Below are 16,695 nucleotides of genomic sequence, written 5' to 3'. Positions count from 1 at the left end.
CTGCCTCGCCGACGCAAATCGGCCCTACCACGATGCGGTCGTGGCGGAATTGGTAGACGCGCAGCGTTGAGGTCGCTGTGGGGCAACCCGTGGAAGTTCGAGTCTTCTCGACCGCACCAAGAACCCGGCTTAGGCCGGGTTTTTTGTTTTTCTACAGTTCATTACGTTGTTTTCTTTATCTCGTATCTCAAGACCGTTCCGGCGGCCGGCTATCGATACGACCGCTTTGTGCTCTAGCTTTCAAGGCAGATAAGGAGCCGCAGCATTGAGCCTGACCTTCGCAATCGGCGACATACATGGCTGCATCGATCCGATGATGCGGATGATCGAGCGGGTGGAAGCTTACGCGCCGGCAGGCAAGATCGTGTTTCTCGGGGATTATGTCGATCGCGGTCCGGATAGCCGCTCCGTGATCGAGAGGCTAATCGCCGGACCGAGTTCACCGGACTGGCAGTGGATCACGCTGAAGGGCAATCACGAGGACATGCTGACCGGCGCCCATGACGGCCGGCATGCCGAATCGTGGTGGCTGGAGAATGGCGGGATGGAGACCTTGGCGTCTTATGGCGGCGCTCTGCCGCCCGAACATCTGCGCTGGATGGAATCGCTGCCCTTCATTCATACCGATCAGCACCGCATTTTCGTTCACGCTGGGGTGAGGGAGGGGTGCTACCTTGAGGAGCAGACGCCGCACGACCTGATGTGGATCCGCTTTCCGGATGGCGTCTCCGGGGAATATTGGGGCAAGCATCTGGTGCACGGCCACACTCCTTCGGCCTCCAATCCGCGTATTTGGGGCAACCGGACCAATGTCGACGGCGCCTGTGTGTTCGGCGGCAGGCTTGCTTGCGCGGTGTTCGATGACGAAGTGCCAGGTGGGCCGGTCGAGTTTCTGACGGTAAGGCCTTAAACAAGAGAAGGGCCGCAGATGCGGCCCCGTCTCATTTTCAGATCAGCAGGTGGTCAGTGATCGCCCATGTCGCGGCAAGCGTCGGTGTGGGTTGCGCCACCGTCACCGGCCCTCGTCTGCGGACCCTTCAGCTCATCCGGCGTCTGGCAAGGCGGAAGATGCTCAGCCTGCAGTTTGGCTTCGAGCTTGTTGTAGTTGATCTTGCTCGGTGCCGGCATCTTCGACTGGTACCAGCCATCGCTGTCATTGGTGTAGTCGTTTGAATAGGCGGGCGCTGCATGCTGCGTGTAGTGCACTGCCTTCGGCGGGCTGATCAGGACCGGCTTGACATAGCTGTCATCATACATCGGAGCGGCGAAGACGGACGACGCCATGCTGATGGCGAAGAGGGAGGCAGCTGCGGCGAGCTTGATGCTCATGGTTATATCTCCTCAATCAGTTGTTGCAATCAACAACGAAACGATAACCCTCGGCAACTACGAGTTCGCTCCCCAATTGGGGCGAAATTGTGGGAGGTTGCAGGCGGATTGGGTTACGAATTGTCCATGTAATTCACGAAACCGTGGGCTTTTCTCACCAATCCGTGACGAACGTTAGTGCGCTATCAAAAGCATTTTGCCCGGCCTTTCGCAAAGCCGGGCGCCAGTATAAATACAACCCTTGGAATTATTAATAAGCGCTACAATTTTAGCCACCTAATCTTCATTCGGGATATGGGAGTCGACGCCTGTCGTTTCCAGGCGATTGCGGATGTGGCGCACGCCATCGACCGAGAGGGCGCCGAGTTCGACCTTGCGCGCCATGCCGATCGTCTCGACCGAGCCTTCAAGCGTCACCGTGTGGCCTTCGACATGGATATCGATGCTGTCGGGGTCGAGGCCTTCGATGTTTTCGAGATTTTCGAAGACGCGCACCTCAAGGTCGTCGCTGTCGTCACGATTGATACTGTCGGCCCGCAGCGTGTCCCTGAGCCGGTTCTCGTTGCCGTCCTCGTCGGTCCCGTCGATGCGGAAGCCGCTGTTGCGGTCGCGGTCGAAATTGGCTGCTGTCTCTCCATAGGCGCCGTTTCCGGGCTTTCCATCCGATGCCCCTGAGGCATCGGAGTAGGGCCAGCCATCGTCGAGGTTACGTTCCTCGTAGTCGCGGTAATCGTCTTCGCGCGACAGCGTCTTCTTGTCGTCGGTCTTCGGCATGGTCTTCCTCCTTGAAGGCTCATGCTCGAACAACGCCTGCAGACCGGAATGGTTCGGCGCCGGATTATGAAATTACCGGCCGGCCTTCTCCCATTTGCGGATCAGCCGGTCGCGCTTCAGCTTTGACAGGCGCTGGAGCCAGAAGATGCCATCGAGCTGGTCGATCTCGTGTTGGATGCAGATTGCGAGGAAACCGTCCGCATCCTCTTCCTTCATCTCGCCAGACAAGGTCTGATAGCCGAGCCTGATGGAGGCGGGCCGCTCCACATCCTCTGTCGCGCCCGGCATCGAGACGCTCCCTTCCGTCTGGCGCGCCAGCGTAGGCGACGAGGAGATGATCTCGGGGTTGACGTAGTTTCTGACGCCATCAGCCTTACTGAGCTCAAGAACAAACAGGCGCTTGAAGACGCCGATATGAGCCGCCGTGATGCCGACGCCGGGGGCTGCCCGCATCGTTTCAAGCAGGTCGCCGGCGAGCGTTTTCAGATCGTCGTCGAAGGCGATCACGGGAGCGCAGACGGTCTTCAGGCCGGGATGCGGATAGCGGAGGATGGGGCGGATCGTCATGCGGGCTCAGGCTCCTGATCAATTGCCGGGAAACTATCCTCCGGCCCGCGCATTGTCATCTCCAGAGAGGGTTTTTGACGCTAGACGGGAGAGGGCGTTTCAGTTAGCAGGGGCTTGAGTTCCTGCCGCTGCCCGGGCGGGCGGGATTCGTTTATCCGCTTGTTGACAATACCTTTTCCGCCGCCATTCTCGAACGCGGCAGGAAAGCCGTAACTGTTATGAAATTGGATGCGAGGGCGCAGATGACGGCAAGCGAAGAAGACGAACGCATCCGCAAGCGTCCAGACGACGAAGACGCCGATATCTATGACGAGGATGGCAACGTCCGCAGCGATTTCCTGACGCTCGTCGGCGCCGCGATCGCCGATCGTGATACGATATTTCTGCGCCAGAACGTGGCGCGCCTGCACGAATCGGAAATCGGCGACCTCTTGGAGGCGATCCAGCCGGAACAACGCCTGGCGCTGGTGCGCCTGCTCGGCGACGACTTCGACATGACGGCGCTGACGGAGGTCGATGAGGCGATCCGCCGCGAAATCGTCGACCAGATGCCGAACGAGCAGATTGCCGCGGCGATCGGCGACCTCGATTCGGATGATGCCGTCTACATTCTCGAAGACCTCGACCAGGAAGACCGCGAAGAGATCCTGGCGCAACTGCCGTTTACCGAGCGGGTTCGCCTGCGACGGGCGCTCGACTATCCCGAAAGCTCGGCAGGCCGCCGCATGCAGACGGAGTTCGTCGCCGTGCCGCCGTTCTGGACCGTCGGGCAGACGATCGACTACATGCGCGAGGAGGAGGATCTGCCTTACTCCTTCACGCAGATCTTCGTCATCGATCCGACCTTCAAGCTCTTGGGCGCCGTCGATCTCGACAAGATCCTGCGCACCAAGCGGCAGACGAAGATCGAGCAGATCATGCGGGAGATGAACCATCCGATCCCCGCGGAGATGGACCAGGAAGAGGCGGCACAGCTTTTCGAGCAGTACGACCTTCTCTCGGCCGCGGTCGTCGACGAGAACGAACGTCTGGTCGGCGTGCTGACCATCGATGACGTCGTCGACGTCATTCACGAAGAAGCCGATGAGGACATCAAGCGCCTCGGCGGTGTCGGTGACGAAGAACTGTCGGACAATGTTATTTCGACAGTACGCTCGCGCTTTTTGTGGCTGCTCATCAATCTCGGCACGGCGATGCTGTCGGCGAGCGTCATCGGGCTGTTTGACGGATCGATCGAGAAGATGATTGCGCTCGCTGTGCTGATGCCAATCGTCGCCTCTATGGGCGGCAATGCCGGCACGCAGACGATGACGGTGACCGTGCGGGCGCTCGCGACCCGCGATCTCGATATCTACAATGCCGGGCGCATCATCCGCAGGGAGGCGAGCGTCGGCATCATGAACGGCGTCATCTTCGCCATGATCATGGGGGCGATTGCCGGGACCTGGTTTCACGACTACCAGCTCGGCATGGTGATCGGCGCGGCGATGATCATCAATCTGATCGCGGCAGCGCTTGCCGGCATCCTGCTGCCGCTGCTCCTGGACAAGGTCGGCGCCGATCCGGCGATCGCATCGTCGGTATTCGTGACGACCGTAACTGACTGTACGGGCTTCTTCGCATTTCTGGGCATCGCCACCTGGTGGTTCGGGATTTAACCACGCCAACCCGCTCAAATTGACTATTACGTAAAAGTCAATATTATTGCCGGGAGAGAGTGGGAATCCGATGCCTGTGAACAAATACTATAGCATAACGGAGCTGACGCGCGAATTTGGTGTTTCGACGCGGACGCTTCGCTTCTACGAAGACGAAGGTTTGATCCATCCGGAACGCCGTGGCCGCACGCGCCTGTTCCGCCCGGCAGACCGCAGGCTCATTCAGGAAATCCTGCGCGGCAGGCGTATCGGTTTCACGATCGCCGAGATCCGCGAAATCATTACCGTCTACAAGGAGCCGCCGGGCGAGCTCGGGCAGCTGAAGCTGTTGATGAAGCGTGTCGACGAGAAGCGCGAGGACCTGCGCCAGAAGCGCAAGGATATCGACGACACGCTGACGGAACTCGACAATATCGAGGAAGCCTGCCTCGGCCGCCTGGCCGAAATCGGCGTCGGCACCTGAGGGATCACTGCTGCTCTGGCGGAAGCGCCTTGATGCTGCACTGATTGGCGATCGCCTGCACGCGGTCGTCATCAGCCTTGACGACACCCGTGTGGAAGGGCTCGAGCAGCTTCTGGTCCTGCATTTCGGTCAGCGTGCATTCGCAATAAATCTGGCATGACTTGGGATCCATGCCCTGGCACCAGCCGGGATTGCACTGGCGCATGTGGATCTCGGCGAGATCGGGCTTCGCTGGCGGCATGACGAAGGTCATTCCGTAAGCGATGGCGATCAGCACCGGCTGATGGATCAGATAGAAGGCAAGGCTGTGCTTACCGGCGCGGGCAAGCAGGGAGCTGCCGGTGCCGATCGCGGCAAGCTTCTGCGGCAGGCCGGTGCGCAGTGCGATCAGAGACAGCGACAGGCCGGACATGTAGGCGGCGGCCCAGGGGAATAGCGGCACATAGTCGTTTGAGCGCGGCGGCATGTCGGTCAGGCCGATCCACCAGAGCAGCGGATGATTGAAGGTCGCGGACCTGAGGATGCCTGGCGCGACGAAAGTGTCGGCGATCCAGGCGGCGACCAGTGCGACAGTGACAACGAGTGTCACCGGAAGCGGCAGGCGGACGAAGACGACGCCGATCAGCGTCATCGCCGCCATGCAGTGGAGAATGCCGAAAAAGATCCATTCACCGGGCATGGCGATGCGTGTTGCGACCGAGATCAGCAGCGCAGCACCAGCGATCATCGCGAAGCGCTTCCAGAACGGACGCCAGCGAATGCCGCCCTGGCTCGACAGCGCCATGCTGATGCCGGCGATGAACAGGAAGGTCGTGGCAATGGCTCGGGCGTAGAGCTTCAGCCAGCCGGTCTCCGCGGTCCCGGGCGTCAGGTAGCCCATGAACTCCAGGTCCCAGCTGAAATGGTAAGTGGCCATGGCAATGAGCGCGGCGCCACGCACCGTGTCCAGCAGGCCAATACGCGGAGGACGCGCGACCACGCCGCTATCAGTCGCCAAAACAGTCATTCACAGTCCCCCGGACAAATCACCATCGCCATCAGGCTTGGGATCGCGGGGAATAGGAGAAAGGTGGAGATTTGATGGCGGGCCGCCATCGAGGATCGCCAGGCGTGCCTCGGAGAAGAACTGTCGACGGGTGAGGACGAAGACGACGGTCGCCGTCGTTGCCATGAAAACGTAAGGGTTCACGAACCAGCCGAGATAGCCGATCGACAGGAAGATTGCCCTCAGGCCTTCGTTAAAGTGGCTGCCGGCGATGATGTTCATGCGGATGACGCGTTCGGCGGCGCGCTCCGCGGCATAGATGTCGGCCTCGGTATCGCGCATCATCGGGATCGAGCCGAACAGGATGGTGCAGTAATTGAAGAGCCGGTAGGACCAGCCGAACTTAAAGAAAGAATAGGCAAAGAGCGCGGCGAGGCCACCGACCTTGATCTCGAAGCTCGCATGGCTGCCGCCGAAGACATAGGGCAGATCGGCGAAGATGGCGCTGACCTTGTCCGTCGCTCCGAGAAGCGCGAAGCAGCTGCCGATCGCGAAGATAGAGGTAGAGGCGAAGAAGGCGGTACCGTTCTGCAGGCCGGCCATGATCTGGGTATCGATCATCTTGAGGTCACGGCGCAGCGAATTGTAGATCCATTCGCGGCGGCGCTCACCCATCGCATGGGTCAGGCTGGTGCGGCCGAAGAAGGTGCGGCCGCGCAGCAGCCAGGAATAGCCGAGCCAGGAGACGGCGAAGAAGGCGAGCGAGATGTAGTCGGCGGTGGTGAGCATCGGTGATTCAGTCCCTGATCTGCGGCGCCACTCTACAGATGCTTCATGGTGCTGCAATCGCCACAACGGTTGCTTGGCGGCGATTTCCGCATGGACGGGCTTTCGCAAGCGGGCCGCAGGCATTAAATCCATGTGATCGGTGGTGTCGCGCCGGTCAAACGCGATGTCGGTCCGCCGCATGCGGCAGATCGTGACCGGGGTTAGTCTCGGCAGAATTTCATTATTGGGAAGCAGGCATGTTCCTTTCGGTATTCGATGTATTCAAGATCGGCGTCGGGCCTTCGAGCTCGCACACGATGGGGCCGATGTCGGCGGCCAACCGCTTCCTCGACCTCATCCTGTCGAACGAATGGCCGCGGCCGTCGTCGGGCGCGCAGGTTGCTTCGATCAAGGCCAGCCTGCACGGCTCGCTCGCCTATACCGGTATCGGCCACGGAACGGGCAGGGCGGTTATCCTCGGCCTGATGGGCGAGGCGCCGGATAGCGTCGATCCCGACAAGATGGACGGCATCATCGATCAGGTGGAGCGCTCCGGCCGGATCACGCCGCCCGGCCATCCCGCCTATTTCTTCCTGCCGAAGAACGACCTGATCTTCGACAAGAAGCAGACGCTGCCCGGTCATGCCAATGGCATGATCTTCTCGGCCTTCGACAAGGACGAGCGCCTGCTGCTGAAGCGGATCTACTATTCTGTCGGCGGCGGCTTCGTCGTCACCGATACCGAGCTCGAGCAGATGCGCGCGAAGAAGAAGGCTGTCGCCGGCGCCACCAAGGTTCCCTATCCCTTCGCGACGGCAGCGCAGATGCTCGAGATGGCGGATCGCTCCGGTCTCACCATCGCGCAGATGAAGCGTGCCAACGAAGAGAGCCAGCGCAGCCGCGAAGAGCTCGATGCCGGCCTCGACCGGATCTGGGATGCGATGCGCTCCTGCATCGAGCGTGGGCTGAAGGTCGACGGCATCATGCCGGGTGGCCTGAAGGTGCGCCGCCGTGCACGGCAGATCCATGACAAGCTGCAGGAGGAGTGGCGCAGCAACCGGATCAATCCGCTGCTCGCCAACGACTGGCTGAGCGTCTATGCGATGGCCGTTAACGAAGAGAATGCCGCCGGTGGCCGCGTCGTGACCGCGCCGACCAATGGCGCAGCCGGTGTCATTCCCGCGACGATCCGTTACTACGAGCATTTCCACGACGACTGGGACCAGAACGGCATTCGCGACTACCTGCTGACGGCGGCCGCCGTTGGCGGCATCATCAAGCACAATGCCTCGATCTCCGGCGCCGAAGTCGGCTGTCAGGGCGAGGTGGGTTCGGCGGCTGCGATGGCGGCTGCGGGGCTTGCTGCGGTCATGGGGGCGACGCCCGCCCAGATCGAGAACGCCGCTGAAATCGCGCTCGAGCACCATCTCGGCATGACCTGCGATCCAGTCGCCGGTCTCGTGCAGGTTCCCTGCATCGAGCGCAACGCGCTCGGCGCCGTCAAGGCGGTCACGGCGGCGTCGCTGGCGATCAAGGGCGACGGCCAGCATTTCGTGCCGCTCGATGCCTGCATCGAGACGATGCGCCAGACCGGATACGACATGAGCGAGAAGTACAAGGAAACCTCCACCGGAGGTTTGGCCGTCAACGTCGTGGAATGCTGAGTTTGTGGACTTGCGGCCGGTAGCGCTTGACGCTGCCGGTCAAAAGGATTTCAACACCAGCATGGCATTGCATCTCATCAAATTATGCGTCGGCGCAGACTCGATCGAGGATCTGCGCGAATGGGTCGCCGAGCGTTCGCTCCGGGCGATCGCCGCGGGCCTGGAACCGCATTCCGTCCACACCACCCGCATGGTCCCGAAGCGCGTCGATGAACTGCTCGACGGCGGTTCGCTCTATTGGGTGATCAAGGGTCAGGTTCAGGCGCGGCAGAAGCTGCTGGGGATCGAGACATTCACGGATGGCGAGGGAATTGGCCGCTGCCATCTCGTTCTCGGCCCGGAGGTGATCGAAACCGCCGTTCAGCCGAAGCGGGCCTTTCAGGGATGGCGCTACTACCCGGAAGAAGATATCCCGCGCGACATGATGAGCCTTGGCGCCGGTGTCGCAGAAATGCCCGCGGACTTGCGCCGCGAGCTTTCGGAGCTTGGACTGCTTTAAGCGATCAGCGCAGGCGCAGCATTACAGGCGATTTGCCACCCGGGCATGTCACATGCAGGTGGATGCGGGCTTCCGGCTGCGAATAGCGCCAGGCGCGCGCGCCATGGCAGAGCAGCAGATTGATCAGATCCTTGGTCTTGGCAGACTTGGCGCGCGGCTTCTGCAGGCCGATTTCGGCGAGGCGCAGAGCTGCCTCATGAAGCGGATGCAGCCCGATGCGGGCAGGCTTTCCTGCTGCGCGTGCTTCGGGCGGAAAGCCCGGTACATTTCCATTGATCGCCATAATATTCCCCGTACGCACTAACAATCGAGGTCACGAATTTCGGCGGGAGCCGCATACACCGGCCCTGCCGTGAACGGTGCCGTCAGAAACAGAACTGCCGGCACCGGAGAGATCATTGGGCAGCTGCCCAGCATTTGACGCCTGCGCGCTTCAGCGCCTTGCAGGCATTGACCGCATCGCGCTGGTCGTCGAAACCACCGAAGCGAGCGCGGTAAATCTGTTCGCCGTCATTGGCATAGGCGACGGCGAAGGGCTTGGCCGAACGCAGAGCCTTGCCGCCCTTGGTCTTGGCATTTTCCAGGAGGTCCATAGCGGCATCCTTGCTGGAGGAAACGCCGATCTGGACAACCCAGCCAGCCGGACCCTTCTCGGCGACGGCAGCAGGCGTTGCAGCGGCCTTGGCAGCGGGAACCGAAGCGGTCGTCAGCTGATCAACGGAATTCTCTTCAGGCTGTTCCGGCATATAGGCGGGAGCAGGCGTGGGAACCGCGACATTGCCCTTGATCGCGACGGTCTTGACCTTGGTCGGCTGCGGCATCTCTGCCGGCTGTGCTGCGACCAGCGGGTTCTCGGACTTGACGGCAGGCGTATCGGTGTAGGCGGTCTGCGCGGCGGCGACTTCGTAACGGGCGGCCGGTGCCGGAGCGGTATGCGGCAGATCGATTTCGGAAGCTGCTGCGACCGGGATCTCGGGAGCGCGGGTCGGGGCCGGCTCGGCGATCAGCTTGGAACCGCCGCGGGTGGAAGCCTTCGGCAGGTAGGCTGCGATCAGCTTGCGCATCTGGTTGTCGCGGGCAGGGGTCGAAGCACCACCCATGACAACGCCGACGATCGAGCGGCCTTCGTCCTGCACCGAGCTGACGAGATTGAAGCCTGCAGCGCGGGTATAGCCGGTCTTGATGCCGTCGACGCCGCGGACAGAGCCAACGAGGCGGTTATGGCTGCGGATGGTGCGGGTGCCGAACTTGAAGCTCTGCGTGGCGAAATAGCCGTAGTATTGCGGGAAGTGCTGGCGAAGCGCGATGCCGAGGCGGGCCTGGTCGCGGGCCGTCGTCATCTGCGCGGTATTCGGCAGGCCGTTGGCGTTGCGATAGGTGGTGCGCGTCATGCCGAGCGCATGAGCCTTTGCCGTCATCATCTGCGCGAAGCGGTCTTCGCTGCCGCCGCCGAGAAGCTCGCCAAGCGCGGTTGCCGCGTCATTGGCAGAGAGCGTCACGAGGCCGAGAATGCCCTGTTCGACGGTGATCGAACCGCCAGCGCGAACGCCGAGCTTGGTCGGCGCCTGGGCCGATGCATGCGGGGAGAAGGGAACGCGCGTATCGAGCGCGATGCGCCCCTGTTCGAGCGCCTCGAAGGTCATGTACAGCGTCATCATCTTCGTCAGCGATGCCGGATACTGAAGGCGATCGGCGTTCTCGCTGTAGAGGACATTGCCGGTCTTGGCGTCAACGACGATACCGGCATATTTCGGATTGGCAGCCTCGGCCTCGGCAGTGACCGACTCGGCCAGGAAGGCCGCAGTGGCGATTGCGAGCGCCGTAATCATCTTCACCAGAAAATGGCCGGACCGGGACGGAACAACGGAGGAGGCTGACCTTGACACTATTTCACTCTTCGCTTGCATTTCTGACAGTTTTGAACCGGATCGCGCGCCCCTCCGCGCCGACCGTTGTCTTCGGAAGTTACCGGGGCTGAGTTACCAATCCGTTTATGATTAATCGTTTCTTTCGCCACCAAGCTGCATTTTAGCGGCTTGTTGCAGAACGGGTCGCAAGGCGCGCCTCCACAAAGGTGCGAATAGCGGCATCAATATGGTCCCAATCGTTCAAATGACGGCTGGAGAATCGGTAGAGCACGCTCAGATCCTTGCCGACCTTGATATCGCGCTGGCAGTCGCCGCTGGTGGCCGCCTCGGGTGAGTCGGGCAGGACGCAGCGCACGGCGTAATCGGGGGCGTTCTCGCGCGCTGCCGTCAGCAGCACCTCGCCGCTATAGCCGGCGTCGGCGCGCAGGCGGTGCAAAGTCAGGCCATCGGCATAGGGAGCGGCTGCGCCATCCATCAGATGCGTGTAGATCGGCTCGATGCGCCCCGACATGTCGCGCGACATGGTGCTCTGGGTGATCTGCAGGAAGATCAGGCCAGAGGATTGCGCGACGTCATCGAAGCGGGCGCGCTGTTCCTTGGTGTAGCCCTGCATTTCCGGCCAGGTGAGATAGAGATCGGCGCGCTCGGCGACGCCGCCGTGACGCTGGCTCGGGAATCGCAGAGTGTTTTCGGAAAGGTTCAGGGTGTCGCGGCCGATGGTGATGCTGACAGCTGCGGTGCTGTCGCTATTGCCGGCAAGCGTGATGTGGCGGCCGAACCAGCGTCCGCCAAAGCTGATCGCCACCGTCAGCAGCGCCAGGACGGCGACGACAGCAGTTAGCTTGATCAGGAAACCATTGGAGAGAAGCGGCGTCTCTTCCGCGGCAACATTGGAAGCGGGATGGCTCATGGCGGATCTTCAGTCGTTGACCGCCGCAAGAGAAACGTGAGCCGCCGGTGTCAGTGATGAATCTACCGGCATGATCGGGCGAGGGTGGTTAATATCGCATTAACCAAAGGGCGGCTCTGCCCTACAAAAGAGGCGAGCCGCTCCCGGGACAGCGGGAGCGGCTCTGGGGCGCCGGTCGGGGACGGGGATGCGGGGGACTGACCGGAGCCTAGCCTTGGCCCGCCGGACTGGCCGGCGGGGTATTTCAGGTGTTAGCGAACGCTACCGACGGCAACCGCACGGCCATCCTGAAGCTTCATCCAGCGATTCGGATCATCCGAAGACTGACGCTTGAGGTAGGTGTATTCGGTGTCGGCCCAGAGCATGACCTTGTTGCGCATGTTATCGAGAATGAAGTCGCCATGATCGGTGCGGACGGTGAGCACGGCGTGGCCTTCGCCATTCGGCTGCAGCACGACGGTCATCAGCAGGTCGGAAGGCGATACGCCGGCATCGATCAGCAGCTTGCGCTTCAGCAGCGCATAGTCTTCACAGTCGCCGACGGTGCGCGGATAGGCCCAGCGCTCTTCGACGCCGTAGATTTCCATGTCGGTCATCGGCTGGATCGAGGAATTGACCTGGTAGTTGATCTTGAGGACCTGCTTCCAGCGATCTTCGGTCAGAAGCAGCGGACCGGCGTCGCCGGCGGGATTGCTGCAGTCTGCCGGGTTCTCCTTGCAGAACTGGTAGGCGCCGATCGGCGGGCTGGCGTTGCCTGCGAGTGTCATGCTGCCGGGCGCCGCCTGTCCTGGGCCCGTCATCGTGATCATCATTACAGTGGCGATAAAGGCGCCCTTGATTGCGTTGAACATTGTCTTTGTAGTCTCCCCGTTTGTTGGGAGGACAATGACACGCACGATTTTATCTCACGCAAAATTACGCAGTAAAATTAAGTGCTTAGTTGATTCAAAAGCGCGGAAAACTTGAAGAATATTTGACTCGAATGCGCATAAAAGACGCAGAAAATTCGAGGCGAATTTGAGTAAAATTGTTCCATTCCGGGATAGGTCTTCTGTGCCGGAATGGCGCTATTCCGGCGAAAGTCTTAACGCGACGCAGGCCGGATTTACGATTTCGTTACGAATTGGGTGATTTCGGGAGGTGCCTGCTGAGGTGTCCGAAGATGCGGAATCGCTCAGGTAGAGCGGTGAAAACGGCTGAAAACAGCGATTTCAGACGTTGCAGCGCCAAAATTATTTTTTGAGAAAATGCAGAATTTTTGCGGTGGCCGCGACGATTTCGGCGGAAATGCCAGCGTTGTCAGTCGAATGGGCGGCATTTTCGACGATGACAAGCTCGCTGCCTGGCCAGGATTGGTGCAATTCCCAAGCCGTAACCAGTGGTGCCTCGAAATCGAAGCGCCCCTGGATCAGGATTCCCGGTATACCGGCAAGCGCTGCGGCACCCTGCAGCAGATGCCGGTCGGAAAGCCATGCATCGTGGTGGAAATAATGTGTGACGATCCGCGCACGGGTCAGCAGGTAGCGGGCATCCGCCCAGCGGCGCGGCAAGCCGTTCGGGTCGGCAAGCAGGATCGAGGCCGCCTCCCAACGATGCCACGCGACGGCGGCAGCCTGCCGTTCGGCCGGATCGGTGCTATTGAGCAGGGCGTGATAATAGGCGAGAGGGTCGAGATCGTCCGGGATCGACTGCGTGAAATCGGCGTATTCGCATGGGAAGAACCGCGCCATCCCGGTGCAGAGCCAGTCGATCTCGGAGCGGCGGGTGGTCGTGATACCGGCAAGCACCATGGCGGCGACGTGGCGGGGATGCGACTCTGCATAGGCGAGCGCGAGCGTCGTGCCCCAGGAATTTCCGAACAGCACGAATCGTTTGACGCCGAGATAGGCACGCAGCCGCTCGATGTCGGCGACCAGATGCCAGGTCGTGTTGCCGGAGAGGTCGCAATCCTGATCAGCCGCATTCGGCAGGCTGCGGCCGCAGTTGCGCTGATCCAAGAGGATGATGCGGTAGACCGACGGATCGAAATAGCGGCGCGCTCCGGTCGAGCAGCCGGATCCGGGTCCGCCGTGGAGAACCAGAGCAGGAATGCCGTCCGGATTGCCGCAGCATTCCCAATAGAGCCGGTTGCCGTCGCCGGTATCCAGCATGCCGTGGTCATAGGGCTCGATGTCGGGAAATGGCTCAGCCATCAAAAAAACCGCCTTTTGCAAGGCGGCTGTATTCGTCGACGACGGTGACAGGACGATGACGTCTCAGAGAAATTCGCGCAGCGTCTCCCGCGACTGAAGCGACAGGAACTCCAGCGCCACGCCTTCGGAGAAGTGGCGGACCACACGGCCGCGCATATTGCCGAGGCGGACGGCGGAGCCGAGCGGCGGACGTGCTTCGACATCGACGGCAGCGCCGGACAGCGAAAGGTCCATGATGCGGCAGACATAACGCGTGCCGTCTTCGAGCGTCAGTTCGCTCTTCGTCTCGCGCGGCGTCAGACGGTCGTGGCGGCGGTCTTCCGGCAGGCCGAGCTCGTGCTTGTTGGCAAGCCAGGTCAGCTGCGCGGCAAGCTTTTCGCGCTTACGCTCGGTCGCATTGATCGACATCGTGAAGCCGCGGGCATCCACCGTCTGAACATGACCTTCGACGCGGCCAAGATGGTCGATATAGGCGACGACGCGTTCATTGGAGCGGGGGCGGCCGATGCAGGTGACGTACATATCGCCCGGCGACATGTCGATGACCATGCATTCGTACTCTTCGTAATTCGCAAGCATCAGGCGGCCCTGCATATTGATGGGCACGCGCTGAAAAACACCCTGTTCAGGGCGCGGCGCTCTCTGCGTCTGGGCTTGCTGGAACGAGTGCATGAAAGCGCTTCTTTATAAAATGATATGCTGGGATCATTACCCGCAACACATTAACAGAAGGTTGTCTGACTGCCCCTGATTACAGCTTCCGGAATGGGTTCCGGTTGTATCGTTCCGGGACAGTCAGCGGGCGCTTGAACCAGGACGGAACGAAGAGACGACGCGGCCGAGAATTCCGGCCAAGCCTTGCTGGCGCGGCGTGCGCGGAGCGGCGGGCCAGACGCCGTCGGGTGCCCCCTGGAAGCTGCGCAACGCCCGGCAGCGATCGAGAACCAGGAAGTCAAGCGGCACGACTTCGAGCCAGGTCGCGACAGTCATCGCGGCGATGACGCCAAGCATCCGCTCGCAGTGACCATCTTCCGAGCGCAGCGGCATGAGCGCGATCTCGAAAGCGGCGCGATGGCCGGCGGTGCTATAACCGGTGGCATTGATCAGGGCAGGCATCGTGTGGCGCATGGCGCCGGCAATGGTGGCTTCGATCGTCGCGCTATAGCCATCGCCGAAGAGATCCGAGAAGCTTTCGTCGCGCAGATCGCGGCCGAACAGGTCAGAAATCTTGGCTCCCGCGAGGCGGAAAGTGATGATGTCGTCGCCGCTCTTTTCCAGGATGAAAAGGCTCGGCAGGAAGTGACCCAAACTGGACGGCTCGATCTGCGACTTCAACGGCGCTTCGCCGGCGCCGCGCAAGCGGTTCCAGTAGTCGTAAACATCGATGACGGTCTGATGACGCACGGGACACCCAATCTGTTTCATTACAGTCCAGAAACGGGCCTTCATGGCCCATCTGAGGGTTACTCTGCGGGTTTCATGCCAGTTCGGAGCCGTTAAGGTTAAAGAAGGGTTTCGATTGTGCTGGCGCAGGCTTCATGGGACTGTCGCTCATCACTTCGGCAACGAAGTTCAGCACACAAGCTCATCGGGCACGGGGTCATTCCCGGGGGACGCTCGGCCGCCGTCCGGTTCTTCCGGACGGCTTTTTTTTTGCCCGGCGCTCCTGTAAGGCTTTGGCCTTCAAAGGCGAGGGCAAAGATGGACGATCAATCGGCGGGACGGCAGGTCAACGAGGGAGAACGGATTCCAAAGCGAGAGCCGATCTTCAATCTGCCGGGCATTCTCGTCGCGACGCTCGCGCTGCTCGCCATCATCTATGCCGTCCAGACGCTGGTTCTTTCCGATCAGGCTGTCGAATGGCTGCTCGTCACCTTCGGCTTCATCCCCGCCCGCTATGTCATGCCGCTTACGGAGCAGGGGCTGGAGTGGCTCTGGAGCCCGGTGACCTATTCGCTGCTCCACGGCAGCATCGAACATATCCTCTTCAACGGCCTGTGGCTGATGGCCTTCGGTGCGCCGGTGATCCGGCGAATCGGTGTCGCCCGCTATCTGGCTTTCTGGGTGCTCTCCTCCATCGCCTCGGCTGCACTTCATGCCGCGTTGAACTGGGGCGATCCAACCTTGCTGATCGGCGCTTCGGGGGTGATTTCCGGCCTGATGGGCGCGGCCTGCCGCTTTGCCTTCCCGGCTCAGGCGCGGGCCGGCGTGCCGGCGCATCTCAATCCGCGGCTGTCGATCGCCGAGACTTTCCGCAGCCGCACCGTCATCGTCTTCACGCTGTTCTGGCTGTTCGGCAATGCGCTGATCGCCGTCGGCGTGCCGCTGATCGGTGACGGCAGCCAGGCGATCGCCTGGGATGCGCATATCGGCGGCTTCGTCTTCGGATTCTTCCTGTTTCCGCTTTTCGACCGGGCTCTACCGCCTTCGGACGAGGAGCCCGAGGAACCGGCCGTATTGCAATCTTGAGCGTTGAAGTGCACCATTCCAACTGATCCGCGCTGGGAGGAGAGACCGCCGCGGATGCCTGTGAACAGTATAGTGTTTCCACTTACGACATAGGAGGTTGTGAATGTCCAATACCGTAAAGGCCATCCTCGATCTAAAGGGCCGCGACGTCGTCACGGCCGGTCCGAACACGACCGTCGCGGAGGCTGCCAAGGTGCTTAGCCAGAAGAAAATCGGCGCGATCGTCGTAGTCGGGGTGCAGGGAAAGATTTCCGGCATCTTCACCGAACGTGACGTCGTCAATGCGATTGCCAAGTCCGGCAAGGACTGTCTCGATCAGCCGGTGGCTTCGCTGATGACATCGAAGGTTTTCCGCTGCCATGAAGAATCGACGGTCAACGAACTGATGGAGCTGATGACCAGCAAGCGCTTTCGCCATGTTCCCGTCGAAACCAACGGCAAGCTTGCCGGGATCATTTCGATCGGTGACGTGGTGAAGACCCGCATTGCGGAAGTCGAGCGCGAGGCCGAAGAAATCAAAGCCTATATCGCAGGGTAAAAAGATTGCCG

Annotated in this window: 18 protein-coding genes, 1 tRNA gene and 1 pseudogene; 8 read left to right on the top strand and 12 right to left on the bottom strand. The window is 61.1% G+C overall.

The window, feature by feature from the left end:
- Window positions 1–34: 34 nt before the first annotated feature.
- Both ACQZ5H_RS06205 and ACQZ5H_RS06200 read left to right on the top strand, forming a co-directional pair.
- Window positions 35–119, top strand: a tRNA-Leu gene (locus ACQZ5H_RS06205).
- Window positions 120–265: 146 nt separating this feature from the next.
- Window positions 266–910 carry a metallophosphoesterase family protein gene (locus ACQZ5H_RS06200; RefSeq protein ID WP_449097056.1) on the top strand — a complete coding sequence of 215 codons (645 nt, stop codon included), beginning with the start codon at window positions 266–268 and terminating at the stop codon, window positions 908–910.
- Window positions 911–963: 53 nt separating this feature from the next.
- On the opposite strand, the gene ACQZ5H_RS06195 is transcribed toward ACQZ5H_RS06200, so the two are convergent.
- The 3 genes from ACQZ5H_RS06195 to ACQZ5H_RS06185 all read right to left on the bottom strand — a co-directional run bounded on the left by ACQZ5H_RS06195 (window position 964) and on the right by ACQZ5H_RS06185 (window position 2,670).
- Window positions 964–1,329 carry a hypothetical protein gene (locus tag ACQZ5H_RS06195; protein WP_449097055.1) on the bottom strand — a complete coding sequence of 122 codons (366 nt, stop codon included), beginning with the start codon at window positions 1,327–1,329 and terminating at the stop codon, window positions 964–966.
- Window positions 1,330–1,605: 276 nt separating this feature from the next.
- Window positions 1,606–2,103, bottom strand: a complete 498-nt coding sequence (locus tag ACQZ5H_RS06190) for a BON domain-containing protein (RefSeq protein ID WP_112716333.1) — start codon at window positions 2,101–2,103, stop codon at window positions 1,606–1,608.
- 72 nt (window positions 2,104–2,175) lie between these two features.
- Window positions 2,176–2,670: a peptide deformylase gene (locus ACQZ5H_RS06185; RefSeq protein ID WP_449097054.1), complete on the bottom strand. Its 495-nt coding sequence runs from the start codon at window positions 2,668–2,670 to the stop codon at window positions 2,176–2,178.
- 242 nt (window positions 2,671–2,912) lie between these two features.
- Here ACQZ5H_RS06185 and mgtE point away from each other — a divergent pair, with 242 nt between their 5' ends.
- Complete coding sequence (gene mgtE, locus ACQZ5H_RS06180) at window positions 2,913–4,328, top strand: magnesium transporter (RefSeq protein WP_199629604.1); 1,416 nt, start codon at window positions 2,913–2,915, stop codon at window positions 4,326–4,328.
- A 70-nt stretch (window positions 4,329–4,398) separates the two neighbouring features.
- Window positions 4,399–4,791: a MerR family transcriptional regulator gene (locus ACQZ5H_RS06175; protein ID WP_162708679.1), complete on the top strand. Its 393-nt coding sequence runs from the start codon at window positions 4,399–4,401 to the stop codon at window positions 4,789–4,791.
- Window positions 4,792–4,795: 4 nt separating this feature from the next.
- On the opposite strand, the gene ACQZ5H_RS06170 is transcribed toward ACQZ5H_RS06175, so the two are convergent.
- Both ACQZ5H_RS06170 and ACQZ5H_RS06165 read right to left on the bottom strand, forming a co-directional pair.
- A complete protein-coding gene (locus ACQZ5H_RS06170; RefSeq protein WP_112716329.1) occupies window positions 4,796–5,797 on the bottom strand; it encodes a heparan-alpha-glucosaminide N-acetyltransferase in 1,002 nt (333 codons plus the stop codon).
- A complete protein-coding gene (locus ACQZ5H_RS06165) occupies window positions 5,798–6,565 on the bottom strand; it encodes a DUF599 domain-containing protein (RefSeq protein WP_112716327.1) in 768 nt (255 codons plus the stop codon).
- Between the two features lie 236 nt (window positions 6,566–6,801).
- Between ACQZ5H_RS06165 and ACQZ5H_RS06160 the strand changes: the two genes are divergently transcribed.
- Together ACQZ5H_RS06160 and ACQZ5H_RS06155 are read left to right on the top strand one after the other, a co-directional pair.
- Window positions 6,802–8,208 (top strand): L-serine ammonia-lyase, encoded by a 1,407-nt coding sequence (locus ACQZ5H_RS06160; protein WP_130278277.1) that lies wholly within the window; start codon window positions 6,802–6,804, stop codon window positions 8,206–8,208.
- Between the two features lie 61 nt (window positions 8,209–8,269).
- Window positions 8,270–8,707 (top strand): DUF1489 family protein, encoded by a 438-nt coding sequence (locus ACQZ5H_RS06155; RefSeq protein WP_112716862.1) that lies wholly within the window; start codon window positions 8,270–8,272, stop codon window positions 8,705–8,707.
- A gap of 4 nt (window positions 8,708–8,711) precedes the next feature.
- On the opposite strand, the gene ACQZ5H_RS06150 is transcribed toward ACQZ5H_RS06155, so the two are convergent.
- The 7 genes and pseudogenes from ACQZ5H_RS06150 to ACQZ5H_RS06120 form a co-directional block, all read right to left on the bottom strand.
- Window positions 8,712–8,990, bottom strand: coding sequence for a hypothetical protein (locus tag ACQZ5H_RS06150; protein WP_112716323.1), 279 nt, complete (start codon window positions 8,988–8,990; stop codon window positions 8,712–8,714).
- A 112-nt stretch (window positions 8,991–9,102) separates the two neighbouring features.
- On the bottom strand, window positions 9,103–10,614 hold the full coding sequence (locus tag ACQZ5H_RS06145; RefSeq protein WP_449097053.1) for a D-alanyl-D-alanine carboxypeptidase: 1,512 nt from the start codon (window positions 10,612–10,614) through the stop codon (window positions 9,103–9,105).
- Between the two features lie 121 nt (window positions 10,615–10,735).
- Window positions 10,736–11,514, bottom strand: a pseudogene (locus tag ACQZ5H_RS06140) (hypothetical protein).
- A gap of 222 nt (window positions 11,515–11,736) precedes the next feature.
- Window positions 11,737–12,336: a transglutaminase-like cysteine peptidase gene (locus ACQZ5H_RS06135; RefSeq protein WP_112716317.1), complete on the bottom strand. Its 600-nt coding sequence runs from the start codon at window positions 12,334–12,336 to the stop codon at window positions 11,737–11,739.
- Between the two features lie 381 nt (window positions 12,337–12,717).
- The gene (gene pip, locus ACQZ5H_RS06130) at window positions 12,718–13,677 is read right to left on the bottom strand and encodes a prolyl aminopeptidase (protein ID WP_449097052.1); all 960 of its coding nucleotides are present in this window, start codon (window positions 13,675–13,677) and stop codon (window positions 12,718–12,720) included.
- Window positions 13,678–13,740: 63 nt separating this feature from the next.
- Window positions 13,741–14,349, bottom strand: a complete 609-nt coding sequence (locus tag ACQZ5H_RS06125; RefSeq protein WP_112716313.1) for a PilZ domain-containing protein — start codon at window positions 14,347–14,349, stop codon at window positions 13,741–13,743.
- Window positions 14,350–14,472: 123 nt separating this feature from the next.
- On the bottom strand, window positions 14,473–15,081 hold the full coding sequence (locus ACQZ5H_RS06120) for a PAS domain-containing protein (protein ID WP_413709530.1): 609 nt from the start codon (window positions 15,079–15,081) through the stop codon (window positions 14,473–14,475).
- 297 nt (window positions 15,082–15,378) lie between these two features.
- Here ACQZ5H_RS06120 and ACQZ5H_RS06115 point away from each other — a divergent pair, with 297 nt between their 5' ends.
- Window positions 15,379–16,146, top strand: coding sequence for a rhomboid family intramembrane serine protease (locus ACQZ5H_RS06115; protein WP_449097051.1), 768 nt, complete (start codon window positions 15,379–15,381; stop codon window positions 16,144–16,146).
- 103 nt (window positions 16,147–16,249) lie between these two features.
- Window positions 16,250–16,684 (top strand): CBS domain-containing protein, encoded by a 435-nt coding sequence (locus ACQZ5H_RS06110; protein WP_112716307.1) that lies wholly within the window; start codon window positions 16,250–16,252, stop codon window positions 16,682–16,684.
- Window positions 16,685–16,695: the final 11 nt, after the last annotated feature.

Source organism: Rhizobium sp. 21-4511-3d (genome assembly GCF_053522545.1).
The sequence above is the reverse complement of the archived record's forward strand: the minus strand, read 5'-3'. Positions and strand labels throughout refer to the sequence as shown.